The following is a 23,509-nucleotide window of genomic DNA, read 5'->3' as shown; positions in this document are numbered from 1 at the left end:
TCCGACACGGGAGCCCGCTTGAAAGCCTGGGCCATCTTGGGAGCCGGCTCCGGCTCCCGTGCCGGAGTGGCGGCCTTCACCGCCATGGGGGGCTCAGCGACCCTGGGCCCACGGACAGGGTCCGACCGGCCGAACCGGGTCCAATCGTCGAGCAGGGCGAGGAGAATGCCGAGGCCGAGACCCGCCAGGAGACCCATCGCCATCAGCGTCCGCGCCGGGGGCGGGAAGCTGCGCATGATCGGCTTCGTCGCCGGGGAGACGACCCGGGCATTGCCCATGTCGAGATAGGCCTGCTGGCCGGTCTCGCGCGAGCGGGTGAGGAAGGCTTCGTAGACCGAGCGGCTGGCCTCGGCCTCCCGTTCGAGTTCCCGCAGGCGGATCGACGCCTGGGCGAGACCGACCGTGCGGCCCTTGGCCTGATCGAAGTTCTTCTCCAGGGCCGATGCGGTAGCCCGCGCCTTGGCGAGGTCGGTCTGCGCCGCCTGTGCGAAACGGGAGACCTCCTGGTCGATGGAGCGGCGCGCCTGGGCGACCTGCTTGACCATGGAGGAGACGGAAGGATGCCGCGGCCCGAGCTCGTTGGTGAGCTCGGCCTGACGCCGGGTGAGGTCCGCGTATTGGCTGCGCAGGGCAGCCACGGTCTGCGAGGAGAGGATATCGTCCGTCGCCCCGGCATCCAGCCCGGCGCGGGCAATGCGCTGGCTCTGTTCGACGCGGGCCTGCGCCTCGACCACCCGAGCGCGGGCGGCGGCGAGTTGCGCGTTGATCTGCGTCAGCTGCTGATCGCTCACGAGGGCGTCGCGGGTGCCGACGAGCCCGGTCTCGGCCCGATAGGCCTGAACCCGATTCTCCGCGGCGTTGAGCGCGGTGCGCAATTCGCCGAGCCGCGCCGTGAGTCCGGAATTGGCGCGGTTGGCGGCCTCCGTCCGGGCGGCGGCATCCTCGGCGAGATAGGCGGCCACCACCGCGTTGGCGAGGCGCGCAGCCTTCGCCGCATCCCGCGCCCAGACCGAAACGTCGATCACGTAGGTTCGCCCGGTTCGGCGCACGGAGATTCGCTGCTGCAGGAGCCCGACCGCCGCATTCGCGTCGCCCTCGTCATCCGAAGGCGCGTCCTGACTTCCGAACCCCAGGGCAGCGACGACCTTCGAGACCATCCCGCCCGACGCGGCCGTGAATTCGTCGTCCCTGGTGAGGCCGGTGGCATCGACGACCCGGCGCAGCACGCTGCTCGAGGTGATGAGACGGGTCTGGCTCTCCACCACGCTCTGATAGGCGTTGGAATCCTGGCCGCCGGTGGTCAGTTCGCGGGAGACGAGGTTCAGGTCGCGCGGGTCGATATAGATCTGCGCCTCGGCGGTGTAGCGCGGGCTCAGCAGCTTTCCCCCGACGAGGCCGATCCCGGCCAGGACGAGCGCGCAGGCGAAGATCCAGACGATGCGTCGGCGCAAGGCCGAGAAGGCACCCCCGACGGAGAGGCGATAGCCGTCGCGTACCGGCTCGGCCGGGCCGGGCCTGCCGGATGCAGGGGGATCGTCGTAGACCAACATCAATCGCCTCCCACCATCACGGAGTTCCGAGAAGACACGAGCCCCGGCGCGCCCCGGGATTGCTGGTGTGACGATCCCGCTTCGGTCCGTTCGTGTCCCGAGCCGGCACAGTCCGTAGAGCGCGCGGCCGAATGCACGAGGGAATAGCAACTGCGAGTCCAAATTAGATTAAATTCTCAGGCGACCCTCAACGAATGCGCAACAACGCGGAACGATGATGAATCACGTCTTTACACCTCCCGCCGGAATTGGATGGGACGCCTGAAGACACGCTTTCGTCATGGCACCGGACAGGACAAGAAGCCTCGGATGCGGGCGGGCTCACGCGTCGCGTGGGCCGTTCTTCGAGAGCTGCGTCGAGGTCTAGCCCGAAAGGCGGGATGCCTCTTCCACGGGGCGCCGTTCCCCAGCGATGCCAAGGGCCCGCGCCATCCCCTCCGCCATCGAGACCACCGGGATGCCGCGCCGGTTCGCGGCCAGGAGAGTGGCCTCGAGCAAGGCGGGGGAGCAGCCGTAGGGGCTTGCCCCCTCGGTCACGTCATGGCCGAAAAAGATCACCCAGCCGTTACGGGCCACCGCCTCGTCCATCAGGCGCGCGAGGAGAACGGCGTCGAGGCAGCGGTCGAAGAGCGGGTTGGCGCGCAGGAAATAGCGGTCGATGCGTCCGGCATTCAGGCCCGGCATGATGCTGCGGCCGGATCCATAGGTCCGGCTCAGCACGCGCTTTGCGGCCAGCGACGCATAGCCGTAGGGAAAGGCGAAATTCTCCAGCACCAGTCCCGGCACGAGGGAAGCGAGCGCATCCCGGTTACGCCGGAGATCCGCGGCGAATCGCTTTGCGTCGAGGGTGGGCACAAGACGGTGATCATGAGTATGGCAGCCGATCTCGTGCCCGCGGCGATGGATCTCCGTCAAGGCCTCGACGCCTGCGACCCGCCAATGCTCGGTGGCGGTGCCGAGGAGGGTGCGGGAGACGTAGAACGTGCCTTTCACGCCATGCGCGTCGAGGAGGGCAGCGCCCGTCTCGCAGGCACTGTCCGGCACGTCGTCGAACGTGACGCTCACCATCGGGCCAAACAGGCGGGGAAGTAAGGGCGCGGACGGGATATGCCGCGACAGACGATGCGAGAGCCGCGCCCGGAAGGAGAGCTGCGCCTTGAGTTCGGTCACGTCGCGATCGAGGATGGCGTCGGGGGTCATTGCGGTGTCGGATGCCCGGACCGCTTGCGCAGCACCAGATGATAATCACCGCGCTGCAGGTTGAAGCGCCGCCCCGTCACCCTGTTCACCACATCGGTCACGCCGTCGGTGAAGGCGGCGAGGCGCGGACGGCATATCCGCATCTCCGCATAGCGCGGGCTCTCGTAGACATGTTCGTAGATCGGCTCGAGCCCGAGGCGATCGAGGAACGGCTTCAGCCGGGCCGGCAGGACGAGCGGGTGATAATGGACTGGAAACGGAGGTTCGCCCGGCTCGCCCGCCCGCTCGTGACCGCGGATATGGCGGTAGAACCAGACGTGGAACCAATGCGGCGAATATTTCGTCACGAGGCCGGAGAGCGACCGCGGATGCGGTGCGCCGATCAGCAGGAGACCGCCGGGCTTCAGGCATTCGGCGAAGCGCTCCATCGCCGCGCCGACATCGGGCAGATGCTCGATGACGTTGTAGCTCGTCACGAGGTCGAAGGTCAGGGGCGTGAAACGGTGGGTCTGGACGTCGCCGCAGATCACCGTATCGGCATAGGCGTTGTTGCTCACCTGGGTCGGGTCGATATCGACCACGGTCACGCGGGAGCGGCGCAGCACAGAGACCGGAAGATAGGAGGATGCTCCGCCGCCGGCCTCGTAGACCGAGACCTCGCCCGCCGGAAGCAGTTCCTCGAGAATTTCGTGGACCTTCGCGAGGCTGAACCCGGCCTCGCCCGCCGGCATCTCCGTGTCCTGGTGGAGGTCCTCCCGCCCGACCTGCCCCGCCATGGAGGCGGTGTCGTCCTGTGCCGTGGCCTTCATGCTCCGTCTCTATTCCGTCGTGATGGGGCGAGACGGAAGCGAAGACTTCTGCGAGGGCATGGGAGAGAATCCGCCTTCCGGAAAGTGCGTCGACCGTGCTCTCGCACATGACACGGCAAATCTTACTTTTCCAAGTACCGGGCGCGGGGAAACGTATTAGCGCGCCTGTCGGTCCCCTTCATCATTCATCACCCGCGAGGGATTTGCCTCGGCGTGCGATATGCCTCAGCAAGTCGAGGCGCGGGCGGAATGAGGCTTCAGGCCGCTTCCGTCCGCAGCTTGGAACGCTCTTCTCCACCCTCGGCACGGAACGCGTCGATACTGGCGCGGATGGTGGAGAGCGGCGTCGATCCGAAGGATTGGATGCAGAAGGCCCGCTCGGTCGGCGTGGCGACGTCCAGCATCGCCAGGATATCGGCCTCGCTCAGGGCGTCGTCGTCCCAATGGGTCCGGCAGAAGCTCTGCGTCGTCACCGCATGCCGCGCCATCACCGAGGGCGTGTTGGTGACGAAGGTGCCGTAGATCATGTATTCTGAAAAGTGGCGGTCCCGGCACAGGGCGGCGACCCAGCCACGGCCGGTCACGGCCTCGATCCGGTCGGTCATCGCCCGTGTCGTTGCCTGGTCCCAGATGATGATCTGGTCGATGTAATCGTCGGCGGGTACGCTTTGCGGCTTGGTGGCGAGAAGCCGGCTCGCGGTGCCGAGCCATTGGATGTGGCGTGGCCGGTTGGCTCCGACACCGCCGGGATGGACGTGGAACGGCGTCGGATTGGGCTCGGCCAAGGCGGCGAGGTCGAAGTCCCGGAAGAAGCAGACGTCGGAATCGATCAGGCAGTAGCGTGCCTCCGGCAGCCTGCGCGTGGCCTCGATCTTGACGAACTGCTGGATGTGCCAGCCGCTGACCGGCTTGCCGAACGGCGTGAGCCAGTAGCGGAGCCTGCGCCGACGCAGGAACGGGATTGGCCTGATCCACCAGGGCAGGAACTGCGACTGCGGCAGGATCAGCCGGTCGGGACGGGCAAAGTGCGCAAACAGCGCCACGTCCCGGTCGTCGACGAGGACGTAATGGCAGCCGCGCGACGCCGCGTGCTGATCGATGCTCTCGAACAGCAGGGCGCATCGTTCGAGATCGCCCCGGTGGCTGAGGGTGATCAGGCCCACCGTCTCGGCTCGGTCCTGCTCGGCCCGGCCCTGCTCCGCGGCTGCAGAAGCACGATCTCCGGTCTCGGCCTTCATGCGCACTTCCTCCGATCCGCCGCCCTTCATCGGGGGGACCCTGCGCCGGGAGGGGTGAAGGCTTCCGTCATCGGACCGCGCCTGTCATGCGATGTCGCGATCACGGTGCCGTGTTCCGCCACAAAAGACCGTAGAGGGTAAAGAAGGAGAACGCGTAGATCGCGACATAGATCGCGTTCAGCCACAGGCTCCACTGCGCCGGATCGGGAAGTGCCGTGAGAAGCAGGGCGAAGCCCAGGGCCTTGAGGGCGATGAGGGTCGCGGTGACTCCCGCGCGCAACCCCATCCGACCGAAGGCGAAGAACAACTCGCCATGAAATTCCAGAAGATTGCGCACCGCCGGCACGGCGACGATGACGGCGAGCATGCCGTAGGCCGCCGATACGTTAGGACCGAGAAGGTCGGGGCGGATGTGCAGGACCGCGACCATGAAGACGAGGGCACCGGTCGAGACGACCGCCACCATCGCTTCCACCTTCAGAGATTCGCGCAGGCTCGCCCGGGTGGCGCGGCCGGCCTGGATGAGCTTACGCGAATACATCATGAACATCGGCCGCAATGGCACACCGGTGAAATCGATGAGCCGCATCGAGATCGCGTAGATACCCGCCATGCGCTCGCCGGCCAGCGTCAGGACGATGAGTTTGTCGATCTCGCCCTGAGCGAGGAACATGAAATAGGAGGCGGCAAAGAGCAGTCCGTCGCGCAGCCGGCCCTTGAGCAGCGCCGCGCGGAACCGCATCCGCGTGCGCGGATGGAAGCGGATAGCGAGGACGACGACCGAGACCGCGTTACCGACGAAATAGTAGACGGCCCAGGTTTCGGCGTTGCCGCCGCCCGCAGCCCAGAACGCCAAGGCGGCGGCGGCGCGGAAGCCGATGGGAAGCGACATCACCGTCGCCGCCGCGGCGTAGCGGCCGAGCCCGTTATTGACCTGGACCAGGAGCTCGATCTGGCGCCAGAGCGCCACCTCGACCACGATGATCGCCAGGTAGCCGGGCAGGGCGATCACGTCCCGGAACAGAAACGCGTAGAGAGCCAGCGAGAGGCCGAACATGATCGGCAGGGCGAGTCCGAAACAAGCATAGTAGACGGCGAGATATCCCCCCATCGACGAACGCCTTCCGGCGGCCGACCGCATCACGAAGGATTGGAAGCCGAACCCCGCCAGACAGCCGATCATCACGCCCGCCGCCGAGACGGAGGCGAAGACCCCCATTTCGGCGAGGCTCAACGTGTTGGCGAGAACCAGGAAATAGACCATCTGAAGCACGAGGCGCCCACCCGCCCCGGCCAGAAGCTGGCCGTAACCGATCAGCACGGTGCGGTGGGTCGCCCACGCGCCGGCGACGAGACGCATGGGCGTGCGATGCAACTCTCCGATGCGACGTCCCACACCGGGTCGCCCGGCAGGGAGCGCCTGCGCGACGGGCGTCGGATTTCGGGACAGTTGGGCGGTCATGGCCGAGGCTTCCGCAGGGCCCGTGCCATGGCGCGGGAAAGAGAAGGGCAGGCTCCGTCCGGAGCGGTCGGGTCGGAGCGATGTCCTATCCTCGAGAACGGGGCGCCGTCATGCCCTGGTGATCGGCGTATTCCTGCCGAGGGCACAAGTCCTGGTGAACACGACGTCCTGATGGACCCATAGGTCTCGGCTGTCCGATCGCGGGTGGCATCCCACAAGGATGGATGCATCGTAGGGTCATCCGTGACGGATACCATTCCCTGTTCGGCTCAGAACCTGTGTACGGACCTGAACTTGCAGAACTCCCCACCATCTCTCGGTGGGATGTGCCGTTTTGGGCGACTTCTCACTCTTCCCAGGATCTCGGGATGATACAGGGCCCTCCCCATCGCCGGACTATCCTCAAGGGAGCGCTGGGCGGCCTCCTCGGGCTGGGAGGCGCGCTCGGGCTGGAAGGCACGCTCGCCCATCGCGCCGCCGTCGCCTCTCCGCGCAAGATCCCGTTCGGGGCGGCGGTTCGCGGGGACGCTCTCGCGGCGGATGCGGGCTATCGCGCCGCCCTGGCGGAGAGGTGCCGCTTGCTGGTCCCGGAGGGCAGCCTGAAATGGCCGGTCCTGCGGCCCAACCGGGAAACGTTCGATTTCGGGGATGCCGACACGATCGCCGCCTTCGCCCGTAGCAACGGACTCGGCCTGCGGGGTCACACCCTGGCCTGGTACGGCGGCATGCCCGCCTGGGCGGAGGCGATCACGAGCCCCGTCGAGGCCGAATGGGTGCTGACCAGCCATATCGAAGCGGTGGTCTCCCGCTATCGCGGCTTCATCGGATCCTGGGATGTGGTGAACGAGCCGATGCCCGAAAATCCGGTCTCGCCACGGGACTTGCGCTCCTTCGTCTGGACGAAGACCCTCGGCGCCGAGTACATCCCCATCGCCTTCAAGGCGGCTCATGCCGCCGATCCGGCCGCCCAGCTCGTCCTCAACGAATACGACATCGAATTCGTCGGACCGCGCTTCGCCATGCGCCGAGCCGGCATCCTCGCCATCGCACGCTCCCTCGTCGATCGAGGTATCCCGATTCATGCCATCGGATTGCAGGCCCATCTGTTCGCGGATCGGGAGATCGACCGCGACGGCCTCCAGGCTTTCCTGCGGGAGATCAAGGCGCTGAAGCTCGACGTTCTGGTCACCGAACTCGATGTGATCGACGTGGGACTGCCGACCGACGCCGCCACCCGAGATGCGATGATCGCGCGCAAGGCGGCCGATTTCCTCCACGCGGTGGACGAGGTGACGCCGCCGAGCGCGGTCCTTACCTGGGGTATTACGGATCGTTATACCTGGGTACCGATATACTTCACCCGACCCGACGGCACGGCGAACCGGCCGCTCCCCCTGGATTCCGACCTGAGGCCCAAGCCGCTGATGACCGTGATTGAGCGCTTCACCGGAAGCGCGTCGTGAAGGCGCGCGCCAATCCATTCGACGCGGTGGTCTGCGTCCCGACCTTCAAACGCCCGGAGCACCTCGTCCAGACCCTCGCCTCCCTGGCGCGCCAGCGGACCGGCCTCCGCTTCGCCGTCGTGGTGGTGGACAACGACGGCGCGTCGCAGGCCGGCTTGGCGGCCGCCGAGGCGGTGTTCGCGAAGGGACCGCTCCAGGGCCAATGCGTGGTCGAGCAGCGCCAGGGCAATTGCTCGGCGATCAACCGCGCCTTCACCACTGCCCTCGCGGCCTATCCCGACACCCGTTATTTCCTGATGATCGACGACGACGAACTGGCACAGCCCGACTGGCTGGAGCGCATGGTGGCCACGGCGCAGCGCACGGGGGTCGGCATCGTCGGCGGCCCGGTGATCCCGCGCTTCGAACCGGGAACACGGCCCGGCCTCGACAACCACCCCGCCTTCGCCCCCGCCTACGACAAGAGCGGGCCGGTTCCGGTAATCTACGGCAGCGGCAATTGCCTGATCACGCGGCGCACCTTCGCGCTGATGGGAGCTCCGCCCTTCGACACGAGCTACAATTTCCTCGGCGGCGGCGACACCGACTTCTTCACCCGCGCCCGCCGCTCCGGTGTGACCTTCTACTGGGAGGCGGATGCGGTCATCACCGAGACGGTGCCTCTCGCCCGCACGCGGACGGGATGGCTCGCCGCACGCGGCCTGCGGATCGGGGCCGTCAATTACCGGATCGAGCGCAAGCATGCGCAGGGCAGTCTTGGTCTCGTGACCCTGGCCGGCAAATCCTTCGCCATCCTCGGGGTCTCGTTCGGACGCGCCATCCTCAATCTGGTCCGGACACGGGAACCCACCATCGCCCTGCACCCGATCCTCGTGGCCCTCGGGCGCTGCTTCGCGGCCCTGGGCATCGAACCGCAGCCCTACCGCGCCAGCACCCCGCGCCTGCGGACTCGCGGGAGATGAAGGAGGCGGATCGATGAAGACGGGGGCGATCGGAGTGCCGGCATCGGAGGCAGCGCCCGGGGGATGGCGCCGCCTGCAGGCGGTACTCGCCGACACGCCCGCCATCCTCATCGCGCGGAAGGTCGTCTTCCTCGCTGTCCTGCTGCTCAGCTGGATCTCTCTCAAACCGTTCCAGGATCTCAGCAATCCGGACGTTCTGGAACTCGCCACGGGGCGGGAGGGGCTCACCTATGCGAGCTTCGGCCTTTTCGCGCTGCTGTGCCTCGCCCTGACTCTCCCGGCTCACGCCAAAGCCTTGCGCGGCTTCGCCTCGCCCTGGTTCCTGGCGCTCGGAGCCTGGCTCGCCGTCAATGTCGTTCTGTCACAGGATCCCATGACGTCGGTCAAGCGCCTGACCCTGGCGGGCTCCGTGATGCTGGCGGCCGCCTGCCTGCCCTTGCTGGCGCGGTCGCGGAACGATCTGCGCAACCTCCTCGCCATCGCCTCCCTGCTACTGCTGGGCGCATGCTATCTCGGCATGCTGCTCGCGCCGGACCTTGCCATCCATCAGGCGAAGGACGTGGGCGAGCCCATGCTCGCGGGCAATTGGCGCGGCGTGTTCGGCCATAAGAACAGTGCGGCGGCGGTCATGGCCATGCTGGTCTTCATCGGCATCGCCGTGGCGCGTTCGGGGCTCGTGACGGTGGGCCTCGTCATCGTCGCCCTGTCGGGGCTGTTCCTCCTCGGCTCGGAAGGCAAGAGCGCGACGGCGCTCCTGGTGGCTTCGCTGGCGATCACGGGCCTGTTCGGCGTCATCCGTTCGCTCGCGGGCCGAATCCTCCTCACGCTGGTTCCGCTCTTCACGATCAACCTATTCAGCGTCGGCACGGTGGTGAGCGAGCCCCTGGCCGCCATCGTGCGGGCTCTGCCCGTGGATTCCACCTTCACCGGCCGGACCGATGTGTGGCAGTTCGCCATCGAGGCCCTCACGGCGCGTCCGCTCACCGGCTACGGCTTCTCGGCATTCTGGAACAACGTCACCGTGCGCGCCGCGTCCGATGACGGGTCGAGCTGGGCCGGATACGCCTCGCACAGCCACAACAGCTACCTCGACACCGCCGTCACCCTGGGCCTGCCCGGGCTGGTCCTGGTACTCGCGATCTTCGTCGCCGCCCCCCTGCGGGACGTGATGAGGATCGAAGCGAACGGCCGGGCCGACCCGCTGGTGACGATGTTCGTGCAGGTCTGGCTCTTCGGCCTGCTGCTCTCCTGCATGGAGAGCTTCTTCTTCGATGGAGGAGACCCGGTCTGGGTCACCTTCCTGATCTCCGTCTTCGGCCTGCGCTACCTCGCCCGTTTCCGCAGCGCGTGAAACGCCCGGGGGCGACTCATCCCGAAAGTGGGACGCCCTGTCCGGGAGTCTCAGAACTCGATGATGCCGACGGCCCAGCCGCCGAGAGTCATCAGCGCGCCGAACCAGAGCAGGGTCGCGACGCAGCCGACGACCAGCCCTCCGACCGCCCAATGCGCGGACCAGCCGGTCTTGTTCTCATACGGCACGGTGCCTGGATCAGATTGGGTCATGGCATGCCTCTTCAGCCCGTCGATCCCAGGGAGAGGGCAAAGTTCACACCTCCCAAGATTCACACCTCCCAAGCTTGGTCGCGCCTCGGCCGAGGGCGTCCCTCAGGCTGCCGGCGGCATCGGCGAACCAGACTTGGCGATCGATGGCGGGGGGCAGCGTCGGCCGTGTCGACGCTGCAAGGGCGAGGTCGGCATAGGCCTCGGGTCCGGCTCCGCCCGGCGCGAGGACTATGGCCCCACCGGACAGGAGCGCGCGGAAGCGCGGATGGTGATCGAACTCATCAGCGCGCACCGGCTCGGTGACGATGACCGGCCGGCCGGCCTGGACGCAGGCCAGGATGCTGGCGCGGCGCGCGGTGAGGCCCTCCGGGAGGACGTAGACGAAGGCGTCCACTTCGTCGAACAGGCCGAACAGCTCCTCCGGCGAGGCGACATAGCCGGAGACCACCACCGTCTCGGAGAGGTCGAGCGCCGCGACCTTGGCGTGGAATATCTCTTCGATCCCGTCGGAGGCGCGGATGAACGAACCGATGAAGACGACGAGCGGGTCGGCGCCGCGTGCCTTCAGGCTGGCGGCGATGTCGAGGATCGCCTCCGGCTGCTTGCCCGGATAGATCGAGCCGAAATGACCGACCACCAGACGCCCTCCCTCGCGGGCGGCGCGCATCCGCGCGGACAGGGCGCTCGGCACGGTGGTTTCGGGCCGCGTGATGTTCGGCGGCAGGGGCATCATCACCGCCCGCCGCGCGAGACGGCCGATCACGGGATCGGCGGCGAGCTCGTCCCGGACCTGGGGCGACAGGAGGACGATCGTGTCCGCGAAGAGGAGAAGCGGCCGGAGGACGAGCCGGCGCAGGCGGTGCATGCTGCCCCATTCATGCAGGATCGCGACCCGTCGCCGACGCCGCAGGAACGCGATGGCGAAGGCCGAAGGGGGGCCGATCAGCGCCCGCTTCCAGGGCACCAGCGGCAGATTGGCGACGACCGCGCGGCTCTTCCCCACGGCGCGCCAGATCTGGCCGAGCGGCACGCGGCCCGGCGCGAGCACGAGGGTCTCCTGAGGCTGACCCTGACGCCTGAGGGCCTCGATCAACTGTCCGGCGAAATCGCCGACCCCGCAGGGCGGATGCCCCGTACCGACGAGATGCAGCCAGGGGGAGGGTACCCGCGTCTCTCCCGGTCCAGGGCGTTGCGTCATGCGGTGAGGTTCCAGAGAAGGATGTGACCGGCCCGTCCTAACAGGCCGTCGCTTGCGAAAGACTTTCGGCCGAGCAGTTTAAAACGCTCGATCCACCCGCCAACGGCCCTTCTACGAAGAGCATGACACCGTATTCACCCGGCCCACGCAGGAATCTTTTTCCGTCGGCACCGCGAATGCAAAGATTTCATCAACGTCGGATATGATGTCCGGAAATGGATCGGCCCTGTCCCGCAGGGGGACCGACCCACCTCATCTGAAGAACAGCGGGACACGATACGGATTGACCGTAGCCATGAACGACCCGATCTTCACCTTCTGGGACGAGCCCCACAGCGCCCTTTGGGGGCATCAGCCGCTGCGGCTCGGGCATCGGCTGCACCAGTCTCCCCTGTTCTCGCGTGAGGCCTTGGCCGATCTGATCGACACCTATCCAAGCGGCCAGTACAGCCTCGTCCATATGGGAGCCGCCGGACAGCGCAAGTTCTGGCGCGAGGGCGAGACCGGGGGACTTCCCGGCGCGCAGGTGATCGAGTCCATCGCCCAGGGGCGGATGTGGCTCAACCTGCGCAATGTCGAAACCGTGGACCGGCGCTACCGCGACACGCTCGACGCCATGTTCGAGGAGTTGGCCCAGCGAGTACCCGGCTTCTCTCCGGCGAAATCCACCTGCGGCATCCTGATCTCGTCGCCCAACGCCCAGGTCTACTACCATGCCGACCTGCCGGGGCAGCACCTGTGGCAGATCATCGGCGCCAAGCGAGTCTACGTCTATCCCTCGACCCCGCCCTTCGTGACGCCGAAGCATCTCGAGGACATCGCCCTCTTCGATGTAGAGGTCGATATGCCCTATGCGCCCTGGTACGATTCTCATGCCCAGGTGATGGAGCTGTCGCCCGGCCAGATGCTGAGCTGGCCGCTCAATGCCCCGCACCGGGTCGAGAATCTCGACTGCCTCAACGTGTCGATGACGGTCTCCTTCGTGGACGAGCCGATCCGCCGCAAGCAGATCGTCAACCTCGCCAACGGCATGCTGCGCCATCGCTTCGGCCGCGAGCCGGCGAGCCACGCCATCACCGGGCCGGGCTACTGGTCCAAGGCGGTGATGCAGAAGCTGCTGCGCAACAGTGATTGGGTGAAGAAGGAGCGCGCGGCCCGCCGTGCCGTCGATTTCCGCCTCGATGCGGCCCGACCGGGCCAGATCCTCGAACTCTCCGCTCCGGCGTGAGCGGGACGGCGCTGCCGGCCCATCGCCGGAGCATCGCGCCATCGGGAACCGGCGCCTCCGGAGCGCGGAGCTATGATGTGGCGATCGCATCCGACTGGACGGAGTGCGTGTCCGGATGGACGGGTGCGCCGACGCCGTTCCAGGATCCGGTCTGGATCGAGACCTGGTATGAATCGCTTCAAGCTCGCGCGGGGCTGACGCCCCTCCTGGTGACGGCGCGGGACAGGGCAACGGGGGTGCTCGCGCTGCATCTTCCCCTCGTGGTCGACGAGACGGGGCCCCGCCGCATCATCGCCTTCGCCGATCTCGGCCTCACCGATTACAACGCGCCGCTCCTCGGCCCAGCGGCTCCGAGAGACCATGCCGGCGCCCTGGAGCTATGGCAGGCGATCCGCTCTGCGCTGCCCCGCGCCGACCTTCTCTCCCTGCGCAAGATGCCGGCGACCTTCGCCGACGGGCCCAATCCGCTGTCCCTCCTCAGGGGTGTGTCCCCGTGCCCGCTCAACGGCAACGAGGTCAGGACGGGCGAGGATTGGGAGGCCTATCATCGCAGCCTCGCCAAGACCGTGCGCAAGGAGCTGGAGCGAAGCTGGAGGGTGTTTTCCCGCGAGCCCGAGACGGCCTTCCGCATCGTCACCGACCAGGGCGAGGCCCAGCGGGTTCTCGAGGTGATGGCGCGCCAGCAGGAGGCGCGCATGCGCAGCATCGGCGCCGATTACCGCCTCGACGAGGCCGAGTTCGACGCCTTCTACCGTCGCCTCGTCGGACGGGGCCTCGGCCACGGCTACGCCGTCGTCAGCGCCCTGACATCGGGCGACGAGGTCGTCGCCGCGTTGCTCGGCATCCGCAATGCCGACACCTACGTCATGATCCGCATCAGCAATGCCGGGGGGGAATGGTCCCATTGCTCGCCCGGGCGCCTCGTCATCGACAAGACCATGGAGGCACTTCATCAAGAGGGTTGCCGCTCGTTCGACTTCAGCATCGGCGATTACGATTACAAGCGCCGTTTCAACGTCGAGCCCCTGCCGCTGGTCGATTTCACCGTTTCCCTCGGCTGGCGCGGCCTGAAGGGCGCGGCGCGGGCGCGGCTGGTCTCGACCCTCCGCCGCTATCCCGCTCTCGACCGGCGGGTACGGGACGTCGCCCGCCGGGCCGCCGTCCTGTGGCGGGAACGACGCCCGTGACGGCGAACCGGCGCTGAGATTTTCCCGGCCATTTCCCTCGAAATCCGGGAGCCTTTTCTCTGCCCGCTGCTCTATTCCGAAGTCGTGCTTTCACGCACCGGACGGAGATAGCCTCGGATGACCCAGCCTCGTCGCCTCCATCTCGGCGCCTTCATGCGGCCGATCGGCATCCACACCGCCTGGTGGCGCTATCCCGGTGGATATCCGGACGCGAATTTCAGCTTTCCTCATCTCAAGCGCTTCGCCCAGCGACTGGAGGCGGCCAAGTTCGATGCGTTCTTCATGGCCGACCATCTGGCGGTGATGAACATGCCCATGGCCGCGCTGAAGCGCAGCGCCACCGTGACGTCCTTCGACCCGATGACCCTGCTGCCGGCGCTCGCTGCCGTCACCGAACGGATCGGGCTCATCGCCACGGCCTCCACGACCTATAGCGAGCCGTACCATGTGGCCCGAAAATTCGCCTCCCTCGACCATATCTCGAATGGCCGCGCCGGCTGGAACCTCGTCACCTCCGGCAACCCGGACGAGGCCCTGAATTTCGGCCGGGACGCTCATCTCGACCACGCGGTCCGGTATGCCCGCGCCCGCGAGTTCTTCGATGTGGTCACCGGCCTTTGGGATTCCTGGGCCGACGACGCCTTCATCCGCGACGTGGAAGAGGGGGTCTATTTCGATCCCGACAAGCTCCATGTCCTCGACCATGCCGGCGAGTTCCTGAAAGTGAAGGGGCCGCTCAACATCGCCCGCCCCGTCCAGGGCTGGCCCGTGATCGTGCAGGCAGGGGCATCGGAAGCCGGCCGTCAGATCGCCGCCGAGACCGCCGAAATGGTGTTCGGCGCCGGTTCGAAACTCGCCGCCGCCCAGGAATTCTACGCCGACGTGAAAGGCAGGATGCCCGCCGCCGGCCGCGATCCCGACCATCTCAAGATCCTGCCCGGCGCCTTCATCGTCCTCGGCGAGACACGCGACGAAGCCGAGGCCAAGAAGGCCCGGCTCGATGCGCTCGTGCCCACGGACAGCGGCATCGCCAACCTCTCGGTGCGCCTCGGCGTCGATGCTTCGGAGTTCGACCTCGACGCGCCCCTGCCCGATCTCCCGGAGACCAATGCCAGCAAGAGCGCCCAGGCCCAAATCGTCGGCTACGCCCGGAAGACCGGGGCCACGGTGCGCGAACTCGCCCAGCGTGTCGGCGGCTATGGCGGGCTCACCATGGTGGGGACGCCGGCCGAGGTGGCCGACCAGATGGAGGAATGGCTCGTGACGCGGGCCTGCGACGGGTTCAACGTCATGTTCCCCTTCGTGCCGGAAGGCCTCGACGACGTGGTCGACACCCTGGTGCCGGAACTCCAGCGTCGGGGCCTGTTCCGCACCGAATACGAAGGCACCACCCTGCGCGACCATCTCGGCCTGCCGCGCCCAGCCAACCAATTCTTCCCAACCTGACGGACGGGCCGCCCTCCGACCGGGGAGGGCGGCGTTCTCGGGTCAGGCGGCGCGGCGGTTGACCTGGCTCTCGGCCATCCGCGTCAGGCGTTCGTCGGTGGTGCGCTCCTCATCCAGGGTCTGCTGCAGCACGCTGGCGCAATCGTCCCGGCCGAGCTGCTTGGCCCAGGCGACGAGGGTGCCGTAGCGCGTGATCTCGTAATGCTCCACCGCCTGTGCGGAGGCGATGAGGGCCGCATCGAGGACCTGCTTGTCGCCGATCTCTCCGGAGACCTCGTTGGTCTCCTTGATGATGCCGTCGATGGCCGGGCAAGTCACCGCCTTCGGTGTATGGCCGTGCATCTGAAACACCTGCTCCAGGCGCTTGATCTGACCCTCGGTCTCCGAAAGGTGCTTCTCGAACCCGCTCTTGAGTTCGGGATCGGTCGCCTTGGCGATCATCTTCGGCAGCGCCTTGGTGATCTGGTTCTCGGCGTAATAAATGTCCTGCAGGGTATGCACGAACAGATCGTCGAGAGTCTGGATGTCCTTGGTGAAAAGACCCATGGCTCGTTCCTCCTTGTTTGAATGACGTCGTGACAGGCCAAACGGGATCGATCCGGCGGACACAATACGGACCGGATCGTTCTCCCGCATCCATGCGCACACGGCAAAGCTTGACCCAAGTTAAGCGATGATATCGGCGTGCGCTTGCTAGGCTTGATCAAGATATTTACGCCGTCATGGTTCCGAACGACCTGATGCGCGGCAGGTCTGGATTTGATCCGCCCTCACATGTGAGCAAGACGATACGCTCGGCTGCTCGAGGGCAGCGCGCCGATGACGTAGCACAATCGCCACAAAGCCGTCCGTCATCGGCATGAGCAGGAGCGAAAGAGGCGTCCGGCGGCGGCAGCGCACCATACATTCACGCATGAAACAAATTCAGGCATGCTCGAATTACCGGCATGGCGTGCCTTTCTCACGTTTAGCCAGTGCAAATATCAGATACCGCTCATATCATAACGAGACGTCGGGGGCATGAAGGCCCAGCAGCTTTTGGAGACGTTGGATCATGACTTTGAGCTCACCTCGGAATTCAGCCGAAATCTTTGCTTTCGTGCCCAGGAAGGTTGCAGCATCGGCGCGTGCCCATTCGACAGGCACACGCATGGGCAGCAACGCCGTGGTGGACCTCGCTTCACGCATCTCGCGACCGATGGAACTGCCGAGGATGGATTTCTGCGACGGCTGGTACCACGCCGAGGCGATCCTGGACGACGGGCGCAACCGCAAGGCCTGACGGGCGCGACGTATCGCGGGACGTGATATCGCTCCGGTGCCGGAGGGCGGGGCATGCCGCGTTTCCGAGCGACCGGAGACCGCGATGAAGCCCCCGATCGGACGCGAGACCACGCTCTGCATGTCCCTGTCGGGACGGCCGGGTCATTTCGGGTCGCGCTTCCACAACCGGCTCTACGAGCTCATGGGGCTCGACTATGTCTACAAGGCCTTCACCACGACCGACCTGCCGGCTGCGATCGGCGGCATACGGGCTCTGGGCATTCGTGGCTGCGCCGTCTCGATGCCGTTCAAGGAGACCGTGATCCCGCTTCTCGATCGCCTCGAAGCTTCGGCCGCGGCCATCGACAGCGTCAACACGGTGGTGAACGAGGCCGGCTGCCTCACCGGCTACAACACCGATTACATCGCGATCCGCCTGCTCCTCGAGAAGCACGGCATCGATCCGCAGACACCGTTCCTCCTGCGCGGTTCCGGCGGCATGGCCAAGGCCGTCGTCGCAGCCCTGCGCGATGCGGGCTTCGTGGATGGTACGGTCGTCGCCCGTAATGAACCGGCCGGGCGCGCCCTGGCGGAAAGCCATGGCTATGGCTGGCGCCCCGAGATCGGCGAGGCGCAGGCCCCGCTCCTCGTCAACGTCACACCCCTCGGTATGGAAGGGCCGGAGGCCGAAACCCTCGCCTTTCCGCCCCCTCAGATCGCTGCCTGCATCGTCGCCTTCGACGTGGTGGCGCTGCCCTCGACGACGCCCTTCCTACGGGCGGCCGAAAGCATGGGAAAGCGCGTCATCACCGGCCACGACGTGGTGGTACTGCAGGCTCTCGAGCAGTTCGTTCTCTATACGGGCCGAACTCCCGACGAGAATCAGGTGAAAGAGGCCGCGGCCTTCGCCCGGACATGACGGAAGCGGTCCGTCCGCATGCGGCTTCCCCCTCTGTTCCATGAGAGAAAACTAAGGGAATCCTGCAGAATATTTCCGTCTTTCTGCTTGCTATGGGGCAGGGCGGACAATAGGTATTGCTCAAGCGCGGTCGTGCCGCGCATCTGAGATGTCTTCTAAAGAAGACTTGCAACGCAGGAGAAACATCATGGCTTGGACTGCCCCCGTCGTTCAGGAAGTGTGTGTCGGCATGGAAGTCACCAGCTACGAGTCGGCTGAGATCGACACCTTCAACTAAGTCGGCCGGAAGCGTCTACGCTTCCCACCGATAGAGCGAGACCAAGGTCTCCGCGAGAAGCCGCCTTTGGGCGGCTTTTTGCGTTCATGATACTGGGTGACGCCTGCACCGTTCAGGGTTTGGTATCGGCTTCGCGCTCGCGCCGTCGGCTCAGGATGGCATCGAGGCGCGCGACGATGATGGCGAGCTCGCTCTGACGCCTGACGCCGAGCTTGCCGAAGATCGCTTTCAAGTGAACCCGCACCGTGCCCTCCCGGACCGCGAGCGATTCCGCCGCCTCCCGGGGCGAGCTTCCCCGGCCGATCTCCATCGCCACAAGAGCCTGCATCCGCGTCAGGCCCAGTTGCTCGAGTTGCGGGGCAACGGAAACCAACACTGGCGGCGTGACGGGATGGAGCAGGAGCAGGACCCCGCCCTTGGCCGAGCCGATCAATTCGAGACCGGGCTCACCGGTGCGCAGGGGCATCGCCTCCGCCAGCAGCCAGGGGGACCCACTCGACGAGCGCAGGATGATGGGTTCGGCCGCGCAGGGCCTGTTCTCCGCCAGGGCGGAGGCGACGAGACGGTCGAGTCTCGGGCCATCGGCCGCCACGACGGTCCTCACGGGCTGGCCCGGGGCGATCTTGAGACAGCCGGCAACCATCCTCTCGGAGCCGGGATTGACGAACCGCACGGCGCCACCCCGATCGAGCAGCACGACGCCGATCTCCGCCCGCGCCAGGGCCGAGCCGAGATCGGCCGCCTGCCGGTGGGCGACGCCGAGCCGAGCCGTGAGGTCGAAGGCCCGCGCGACATGCGGCCCCAACAGCGTGAGGAGGGCGATCTCCCCGGCTTCGAAATACCCTTTGCCGGCCTCGCGCAGGGCGCTCACCGTCATCAGCCCGCCGCCGGGATCGGGGGCGAAGAAGGCCACGAGTTCGTCGAGCCCGTGCTTGGCGCAGAAATCCTGAAAGAAGGGATCCTTGCGCTTGTCCTCCGGCGTGAACAGCATCGCATCCGCCACCACGAGGCCGGGCCGCATCCCGAGCCCCCGCGCGCGGGCGATACGGCTGTCATGCTCCCACCACCCGCCGCTATACGCGTCGTGCACCTCCCGCAGGCTGTCCGAATGGAGCGTGTCCGCCGTCCGGCGAGGATCGTAGGAGACGATCACCGTCCCCCGCGCTCCGAGGCAGGCGCTCACCTGCTCGAGAACACCCGGCCAGAGCGAGGCATCGAGGGCGGCCGCGTAGCAGGCATCGACGAGACGCAGCGGGTCAGGATTGGTCATGGCGATCCGACGAACCCGAGCGGGCGGCGCTTTTCATACAGGCAACTCCACGGGACAACAGGACACGGATCGGCTCGTCCGATCGTCTTACAATGTCCGCCAGTCCCGCGGGGCCGTTCCCGCGAGGAGCCCGACGAGTTCGGCTTGGCGGTTGGTTCCAGTCTTGGACAGGACGGATCGCAGCTGCGTCCGGACCGTGCTGGTGGCGACGCCGGTCCGCAGGGCGATGTCCTCCACCGTCCTGCACAGGGCGATCTCGCGTGCCACCCGCGCTTCGGCCACGGTCAGGTCGAAGAGGCCCGAGAGGACAGTGAGGTCGGGCGCGGCGCCTTGTGCCACGGGCGTGAAGATCGCGATGGCGGAGGCGGCGTTGAACAGGTCCGCCGCCGCCCGTCGGATCGGCAGGAGATGCAGGATCACCGGGCCGCGCTCGTCCGTGGCCGGGATCGGGATGGACCGGATCGAGGTCCGCCGCTCCGTCGCCAGTCCTTCGAGGGCCCGCTCCAGCAGGCGGTCCGCCTCCGGGTTGGACAAGGTCAGGCGATGCGCCTCCCGGATGGTGCTTCCGAGGAACGCCGCGCAGCCGGCATTAATGGCCAGGATCTGGGAGTGCCTGCCGAGGATCGCGGCGGGAATGTCGACCACATCGAGCACCTGAGCCGCCACCCTGACGGTCTGCAGCCGCAGCCGCGCCGACATGGTGGCTGCCCGGGCGAGGTGAGGGCGCAGGGCATCGAGGCGGGCGACGATCTCGCCGGGGACGGGACCGCGCGCGAATTCCCGCTCCACGTTGAAGATGAGCCGATCCCCGCTCGGCACCGCGATGGCGCTGGCGACGCCCCAACCCAGGCCCCTCGGCCGCAGAAAGTCCCGGAAGACCGGCTCCACCTCCATCTCGGCGGCAGTGTAGACGTCGAGGTCGGTGAGGAAGCCGGCATGTTCCTTGGCGAACAACCGCGCCGGCCTGTCGGTCCGCGCCGGCCAGCCCCCGGCGACATATTCGGCGATCCCTGCCTCGAAGCCCGGGGACGTGACGTAGCGGAACTCGCTGCCCACCGTCGTGAACAAAAGCGCGCCTTGTCCCTCGCCGACCCGCACCAGTTCGGCCAGTACACTGGGCCACATCTCCGGAATGACGGCGGCTTCGTAGATATGGTCGATCAGGACTTCGGAACTGACGGTCATTGGCATCGTCTAAACCAGATCCAGCACACGTTATGACGAAGATCGACATCATTATGTAGTCCGCATCGATGGGCCGGCCGCGGCGGACTCCGCATGAATGCCGAAATGCTTGATTTTAAGGCATGGCTTATCATGGCTTGAGCCCACCAGCACAGTCCACCAGCGAATCGTTGACTCGACATACTCTGTTTGGGGGATGTGCGGCATGCAATCAGGTGCTCTAACCGCGCCGGGCAAACGAATGACCGCCGTGATGTTCAAGATTCGAGACGGTCACGACGCCTTTCCAGGGGAAGATGACCATCACGGCGACGCGCAACGTTCCGGGCACCTACGCAACGACCGCCGATGCCATCGCGGCTTCGGATCCCGGAGATACGATCGCGGTCTCCGCTGCATATGGCGGGAATGAGACGGCTACCGTGACGGTCGACGACCTTCGTTTCAGCGCCCCCTCCAGCGTTACCGGCATCACCCTCCTCGCAGACGGAGTGACCACGAAGATCACCGCCCTCGGCGCATCGCCGATCTCGATTTCAGGGACTGCAGGTAACGAGATCCTCATCGGCAATACCGGCGCCAACACTCTCACCGGCGGTTCGGGCGACGACACCCTCAGTGGCGGAGCCGGCAACGACATCCTCGATGGCGGCGAGGGCAATGATATCGTCTCCGGCGGTAAGGGTGACGATACGATCACACTTTATGATAACGGCAGCGTGGACAGACTCGATGGCGGAGCCGGTAACGACACGTTCCGGCTCATGACCGGTTATGGCGGCGGCGTGACCGTTGAAGGAGGCATCGGAACGGACATTGTGACAGACGCCTTCGACCTGGGAGATGCCAGCTTCACAGGGGTCGAGACGCTGGACACCACGTCAGTCTTCGCCACGACAGCCCAGCTTTCGTCCTTCGCCAGCCTCATCGACAGCACGGCGACCACCACACGGCTCGAAATCTCCCTACGGGGTGCGGGCGGTACGATCGACTTCACCAGCCGCGTCACCGGCACGGATTCGGTGCTGGTTTCCAATGCCGGCCTGACCGCTGGTGTCACCATCATCGGATCGGCCAGGAACGACACCCTCATCGGTGGCCTCGGCAACGACATCTACGTCACCGATGGCGGCGACACGATCGTCGAGGCGCTCGGCGCCGGAACCGATCTCGTTCGGAGTTCGGCGACCCTGACCCTTGGCGGAAATCTGGAGAACCTCACCCTCACCGGAACGGGGGCGATCAAGGCGACGGGCAACGCCCTCGACAACGTGCTTTTGGGCAACGATGCCGCCAACGTCCTCAATGGCGGGACCGGTACCGACAGGCTCACCGGTGGATTGGGCAACGACACCTACATCACCGATGGTGGCGACAAGATCTTCGAGGTGGCGGGGGGCGGCATCGATCTCGTGCGGAGTTCGGTGGCGTTCAGCCTCGGCAACGAGATCGAGAACCTGCTTCTCACCGGCAGCGCCGACATCAACGGCAACGGCAACGCCCTCGCCAACACGCTCACCGGCAATAGCGGTGCCAACATGCTCAATGGCGGTCTGGGCGACGACATCCTGAAGGGCGGAGCCGGTGCCGACATCTTCTTCTTCAAAACGGCGCTCGGCTCGGGCAATGTCGACAGCATCGTCGACTTCGCCGCCATCGACGACACGCTCCGACTCGAGAACGGAATCTTCACGGCACTGACCAAGACCGGAACCCTGGCGGCGGGTGCCTTCAAGGATCTCGGCGCGGCCGGTGCCATCCTCGATGCGGACGACCGGATCCTCTACGATTCGCGGACGGGCGCCGTCTCCTACGACGCGGACGGCAGCGGATCGGCCGACGCCCTCCAGTTCGCCCTCCTCACCTCGCGTCCAGTCCTGACATTCCAAGATATCCTCGTGGTCTAGGACACCTGACGGGCCTCCCGCTGACGATCGGGGTCACGCGGAACGGGGCGGGAGCCCGATTTCATAAGAGCCACGCGCCGACACCCGGCGGCATGAAACCGCCCGGTCTGGGGATCGCCCCGGGCCCCCGGGGAGGCGGGGACCGAGGCGCCATGGCCTCGGAAGGGTAGAAGACATCGTTCACCCTGTCTCGAAACCACGCCGCAACGTATCGCCGCCATGATGTGGCATTCACGCGCCGAACGGCGGCAAGATCGAGGCTTCCATGATCACGGATCTTCACGTCTGGCGGCTCTTCATCGCGCTCGGCGCCTTGGGCGCGGCGACCGCACCGCTGCTGAAGCCGTTTCTGTCTTAGAACGGCCAAGCCGATGTGCGCGCCGGCACAGCGAAACGGATCGCGGCCAGCCATGAACCATTCAGCCGCCATAGGCGCATGATCTCAAGGTGACGATCCGACCGCGACGCAGCCCCAGGAATCCGACATGACAGTTGCACGTCCCTTCCGCTGGCTGCTCGCCCTCGTCACGCTGGTCCTGCCGTCATCGCTGATCCAGGCTCGGCCTCCGGTCGACGGATGTGAACGCGGCAAGGCGAAGGACGCTCAGAGCCAGGTCGTCTTCCGACACTACATCTGATCCTGATCCCGGATCGGCGGCAGCTTCGCGGAATCCGTCGTCTCGTTCCCGGAACTCTGGAACGGCATCCCCTCTCATCTCCGCCGCTCGCCCTCGTTGGACGGCAGAACCACGATGGAGCGGCAAGGCCACCGGCTCCCTTCAGCTACGGTTCAACCAGTATGGTCTAGCTTGGGCAGCCTTACGAGATAGGCCGCCCCGGTCCGGTGGCGGCGGGATTGCGCAAGGCGCGTCGCGCACCCCGTGGAAGCCATGCTCGCTCTCCCCACAACGACCCTCGGCACGTCCGTCCTGCACATCCCGCCCAGGGGGGCGGAGCTTCCCCGCCCCGGCGCGGAGGCGTCCCAGGCCTTCCTACGTAGCATGATACCCGGCCTCGATCTCGCCTTCGGCCTCGAGAGCGCTGCCGACCTGCCCGAGGACATGACACGGCTGATCGCCCGGCTTCATGCCGGCCCCCTGGGTGCGCTTTCACAGGAAACGGCTTCGGACAGCACTCGATTGTCGGCGCCTGCCTACGAGCCGGCCTGATGCCGGCGATGGAGCGGCAAGCCCAGGCGCGGCGAAGCGAGCGGCGTGGCGATGATCGAAGGGATCCAGCTCCCCCGCCTTGCAGCGTGCTTGCAACTATTGACCGCCGATTGTTCTATGCAGGACAGAATCTGTGACCAACCGATAGCTCTGCAAACGCTCTATATATTTATAACTATTAGAAAATATTATAATATTTCTAGAAAGTGCAAT

General features: G+C 66.3%; 22 protein-coding genes. 12 read left to right on the top strand and 10 right to left on the bottom strand.

Annotated elements, in window-relative coordinates:
- From IPV08_RS07220 to IPV08_RS07200, 5 genes are all read right to left on the bottom strand, one after another.
- Positions 1 to 1,550 (bottom strand): GumC family protein (locus IPV08_RS07220; protein ID WP_207411335.1); only part of this gene is annotated, 1,550 nt, incomplete at its 3' end.
- A gap of 363 nt (positions 1,551 to 1,913) precedes the next feature.
- Positions 1,914 to 2,750 (bottom strand): polysaccharide deacetylase family protein, encoded by an 837-nt coding sequence (locus IPV08_RS07215; RefSeq protein WP_207411334.1) that lies wholly within the window; start codon positions 2,748 to 2,750, stop codon positions 1,914 to 1,916.
- Positions 2,747 to 3,559, bottom strand: coding sequence for a class I SAM-dependent methyltransferase (locus IPV08_RS07210; protein WP_207411333.1), 813 nt, complete (start codon positions 3,557 to 3,559; stop codon positions 2,747 to 2,749). Before IPV08_RS07210 ends, IPV08_RS07215 begins: the two co-directional genes overlap by 4 nt.
- Before the next feature lie 257 nt (positions 3,560 to 3,816).
- The gene (locus tag IPV08_RS07205; protein WP_246747838.1) at positions 3,817 to 4,797 is read right to left on the bottom strand and encodes a DUF6492 family protein; all 981 of its coding nucleotides are present in this window, start codon (positions 4,795 to 4,797) and stop codon (positions 3,817 to 3,819) included.
- A gap of 100 nt (positions 4,798 to 4,897) precedes the next feature.
- Positions 4,898 to 6,259 (bottom strand): hypothetical protein, encoded by a 1,362-nt coding sequence (locus IPV08_RS07200; RefSeq protein WP_207411332.1) that lies wholly within the window; start codon positions 6,257 to 6,259, stop codon positions 4,898 to 4,900.
- Positions 6,260 to 6,627: 368 nt separating this feature from the next.
- On the opposite strand from IPV08_RS07200, the gene IPV08_RS07195 reads away from it, so the two are divergent.
- The 3 genes from IPV08_RS07195 to IPV08_RS07185 are packed head-to-tail and all read left to right on the top strand — an operon-like array spanning position 6,628 to position 10,035.
- Positions 6,628 to 7,722, top strand: a complete 1,095-nt coding sequence (locus IPV08_RS07195; protein WP_207411331.1) for an endo-1,4-beta-xylanase — start codon at positions 6,628 to 6,630, stop codon at positions 7,720 to 7,722.
- Complete coding sequence (locus IPV08_RS07190; protein ID WP_207411330.1) at positions 7,719 to 8,684, top strand: glycosyltransferase; 966 nt, start codon at positions 7,719 to 7,721, stop codon at positions 8,682 to 8,684. Before IPV08_RS07195 ends, IPV08_RS07190 begins: the two co-directional genes overlap by 4 nt.
- A 13-nt stretch (positions 8,685 to 8,697) precedes the next feature.
- Positions 8,698 to 10,035 carry an O-antigen ligase gene (locus tag IPV08_RS07185; protein ID WP_207411329.1) on the top strand — a complete coding sequence of 446 codons (1,338 nt, stop codon included), beginning with the start codon at positions 8,698 to 8,700 and terminating at the stop codon, positions 10,033 to 10,035.
- 50 nt (positions 10,036 to 10,085) lie between these two features.
- Here the strand turns inward: IPV08_RS07185 and IPV08_RS07180 are convergent, their stop codons facing one another.
- Both IPV08_RS07180 and IPV08_RS07175 read right to left on the bottom strand, forming a co-directional pair.
- Complete coding sequence (locus tag IPV08_RS07180; RefSeq protein ID WP_207411328.1) at positions 10,086 to 10,247, bottom strand: hypothetical protein; 162 nt, start codon at positions 10,245 to 10,247, stop codon at positions 10,086 to 10,088.
- A gap of 43 nt (positions 10,248 to 10,290) precedes the next feature.
- A complete protein-coding gene (locus IPV08_RS07175; RefSeq protein WP_207411327.1) occupies positions 10,291 to 11,445 on the bottom strand; it encodes a hypothetical protein in 1,155 nt (384 codons plus the stop codon).
- Between the two features lie 295 nt (positions 11,446 to 11,740).
- Between IPV08_RS07175 and IPV08_RS07170 the strand changes: the two genes are divergently transcribed.
- The 3 genes from IPV08_RS07170 to IPV08_RS07160 all read left to right on the top strand — a co-directional run bounded on the left by IPV08_RS07170 (position 11,741) and on the right by IPV08_RS07160 (position 15,306).
- The gene (locus IPV08_RS07170) at positions 11,741 to 12,673 is read left to right on the top strand and encodes a hypothetical protein (RefSeq protein ID WP_207411326.1); all 933 of its coding nucleotides are present in this window, start codon (positions 11,741 to 11,743) and stop codon (positions 12,671 to 12,673) included.
- Positions 12,674 to 12,750: 77 nt separating this feature from the next.
- Positions 12,751 to 13,860, top strand: coding sequence for a GNAT family N-acetyltransferase (locus tag IPV08_RS07165; RefSeq protein WP_348646095.1), 1,110 nt, complete (start codon positions 12,751 to 12,753; stop codon positions 13,858 to 13,860).
- A 117-nt stretch (positions 13,861 to 13,977) separates the two neighbouring features.
- Positions 13,978 to 15,306 (top strand): LLM class flavin-dependent oxidoreductase, encoded by a 1,329-nt coding sequence (locus IPV08_RS07160; RefSeq protein WP_207411324.1) that lies wholly within the window; start codon positions 13,978 to 13,980, stop codon positions 15,304 to 15,306.
- A gap of 42 nt (positions 15,307 to 15,348) precedes the next feature.
- Here IPV08_RS07160 and IPV08_RS07155 read toward each other — a convergent pair whose 3' ends face one another.
- On the bottom strand, positions 15,349 to 15,852 hold the full coding sequence (locus tag IPV08_RS07155; protein WP_207411323.1) for a ferritin-like domain-containing protein: 504 nt from the start codon (positions 15,850 to 15,852) through the stop codon (positions 15,349 to 15,351).
- 604 nt (positions 15,853 to 16,456) lie between these two features.
- On the opposite strand from IPV08_RS07155, the gene IPV08_RS24510 reads away from it, so the two are divergent.
- The 3 genes from IPV08_RS24510 (at position 16,457) to pqqA (ending at position 17,765) form a co-directional block, all read left to right on the top strand.
- On the top strand, positions 16,457 to 16,588 hold the full coding sequence (locus IPV08_RS24510) for a DUF2735 domain-containing protein (protein ID WP_244477938.1): 132 nt from the start codon (positions 16,457 to 16,459) through the stop codon (positions 16,586 to 16,588).
- An 84-nt stretch (positions 16,589 to 16,672) separates the two neighbouring features.
- Positions 16,673 to 17,488 carry a shikimate 5-dehydrogenase gene (locus IPV08_RS07150; RefSeq protein WP_207411322.1) on the top strand — a complete coding sequence of 272 codons (816 nt, stop codon included), beginning with the start codon at positions 16,673 to 16,675 and terminating at the stop codon, positions 17,486 to 17,488.
- 187 nt (positions 17,489 to 17,675) lie between these two features.
- Positions 17,676 to 17,765 (top strand): pyrroloquinoline quinone precursor peptide PqqA, encoded by a 90-nt coding sequence (gene pqqA, locus IPV08_RS07145; protein ID WP_018043773.1) that lies wholly within the window; start codon positions 17,676 to 17,678, stop codon positions 17,763 to 17,765.
- Positions 17,766 to 17,877: 112 nt separating this feature from the next.
- On the opposite strand, the gene IPV08_RS07140 is transcribed toward pqqA, so the two are convergent.
- Positions 17,878 to 19,035, bottom strand: coding sequence for a LuxR C-terminal-related transcriptional regulator (locus IPV08_RS07140; RefSeq protein WP_207411321.1), 1,158 nt, complete (start codon positions 19,033 to 19,035; stop codon positions 17,878 to 17,880).
- Between the two features lie 87 nt (positions 19,036 to 19,122).
- A complete protein-coding gene (locus tag IPV08_RS07135) occupies positions 19,123 to 20,220 on the bottom strand; it encodes a helix-turn-helix transcriptional regulator (protein WP_207411320.1) in 1,098 nt (365 codons plus the stop codon).
- Positions 20,221 to 20,516: 296 nt separating this feature from the next.
- Between IPV08_RS07135 and IPV08_RS07130 the strand changes: the two genes are divergently transcribed.
- The 3 genes from IPV08_RS07130 (at position 20,517) to IPV08_RS07120 (ending at position 23,296) form a co-directional block, all read left to right on the top strand.
- The gene (locus IPV08_RS07130; protein WP_207411319.1) at positions 20,517 to 22,127 is read left to right on the top strand and encodes a calcium-binding protein; all 1,611 of its coding nucleotides are present in this window, start codon (positions 20,517 to 20,519) and stop codon (positions 22,125 to 22,127) included.
- 485 nt (positions 22,128 to 22,612) lie between these two features.
- Positions 22,613 to 22,765 carry a hypothetical protein gene (locus IPV08_RS07125; protein ID WP_207411318.1) on the top strand — a complete coding sequence of 51 codons (153 nt, stop codon included), beginning with the start codon at positions 22,613 to 22,615 and terminating at the stop codon, positions 22,763 to 22,765.
- 252 nt (positions 22,766 to 23,017) lie between these two features.
- Complete coding sequence (locus IPV08_RS07120) at positions 23,018 to 23,296, top strand: hypothetical protein (RefSeq protein WP_207411317.1); 279 nt, start codon at positions 23,018 to 23,020, stop codon at positions 23,294 to 23,296.
- Positions 23,297 to 23,509: the final 213 nt, after the last annotated feature.

The sequence above is a fragment of the Methylobacterium sp. SD274 genome, from assembly GCF_017355285.1.
Classification (GTDB): domain Bacteria; phylum Pseudomonadota; class Alphaproteobacteria; order Rhizobiales; family Beijerinckiaceae; genus Methylobacterium.
This window is presented reverse-complemented; position numbering and strand designations above follow the sequence as displayed.

Bases quoted from the DNA above. Each gene is read 5' to 3' on its own strand.
- IPV08_RS07215 (WP_207411334.1), bottom strand. From the start codon at position 2,750: ATGACCCCCGACGCCATCCTCGATCGCGACGTGACCGAACTCAAGGCG.
- IPV08_RS07210 (WP_207411333.1), bottom strand. From the start codon at position 3,559: ATGAAGGCCACGGCACAGGACGACACCGCCTCCATGGCGGGGCAGGTC.
- IPV08_RS07205 (WP_246747838.1), bottom strand. From the start codon at position 4,797: ATGAAGGCCGAGACCGGAGATCGTGCTTCTGCAGCCGCGGAGCAGGGC.
- IPV08_RS07200 (WP_207411332.1), bottom strand. From the start codon at position 6,259: ATGACCGCCCAACTGTCCCGAAATCCGACGCCCGTCGCGCAGGCGCTC.
- IPV08_RS07195 (WP_207411331.1), top strand. From the start codon at position 6,628: ATGATACAGGGCCCTCCCCATCGCCGGACTATCCTCAAGGGAGCGCTG.
- IPV08_RS07185 (WP_207411329.1), top strand. From the start codon at position 8,698: ATGAAGACGGGGGCGATCGGAGTGCCGGCATCGGAGGCAGCGCCCGGG.
- IPV08_RS07180 (WP_207411328.1), bottom strand. From the start codon at position 10,247: ATGACCCAATCTGATCCAGGCACCGTGCCGTATGAGAACAAGACCGGC.
- IPV08_RS07175 (WP_207411327.1), bottom strand. From the start codon at position 11,445: ATGACGCAACGCCCTGGACCGGGAGAGACGCGGGTACCCTCCCCCTGG.
- IPV08_RS07170 (WP_207411326.1), top strand. From the start codon at position 11,741: ATGAACGACCCGATCTTCACCTTCTGGGACGAGCCCCACAGCGCCCTT.
- IPV08_RS07160 (WP_207411324.1), top strand. From the start codon at position 13,978: ATGACCCAGCCTCGTCGCCTCCATCTCGGCGCCTTCATGCGGCCGATC.
- IPV08_RS07155 (WP_207411323.1), bottom strand. From the start codon at position 15,852: ATGGGTCTTTTCACCAAGGACATCCAGACTCTCGACGATCTGTTCGTG.
- IPV08_RS24510 (WP_244477938.1), top strand. From the start codon at position 16,457: ATGGGCAGCAACGCCGTGGTGGACCTCGCTTCACGCATCTCGCGACCG.
- IPV08_RS07150 (WP_207411322.1), top strand. From the start codon at position 16,673: ATGAAGCCCCCGATCGGACGCGAGACCACGCTCTGCATGTCCCTGTCG.
- pqqA (WP_018043773.1), top strand. From the start codon at position 17,676: ATGGCTTGGACTGCCCCCGTCGTTCAGGAAGTGTGTGTCGGCATGGAA.
- IPV08_RS07140 (WP_207411321.1), bottom strand. From the start codon at position 19,035: ATGACCAATCCTGACCCGCTGCGTCTCGTCGATGCCTGCTACGCGGCC.
- IPV08_RS07135 (WP_207411320.1), bottom strand. From the start codon at position 20,220: ATGACCGTCAGTTCCGAAGTCCTGATCGACCATATCTACGAAGCCGCC.
- IPV08_RS07130 (WP_207411319.1), top strand. From the start codon at position 20,517: ATGACCATCACGGCGACGCGCAACGTTCCGGGCACCTACGCAACGACC.
- IPV08_RS07125 (WP_207411318.1), top strand. From the start codon at position 22,613: ATGACAGTTGCACGTCCCTTCCGCTGGCTGCTCGCCCTCGTCACGCTG.
- IPV08_RS07120 (WP_207411317.1), top strand. From the start codon at position 23,018: ATGCTCGCTCTCCCCACAACGACCCTCGGCACGTCCGTCCTGCACATC.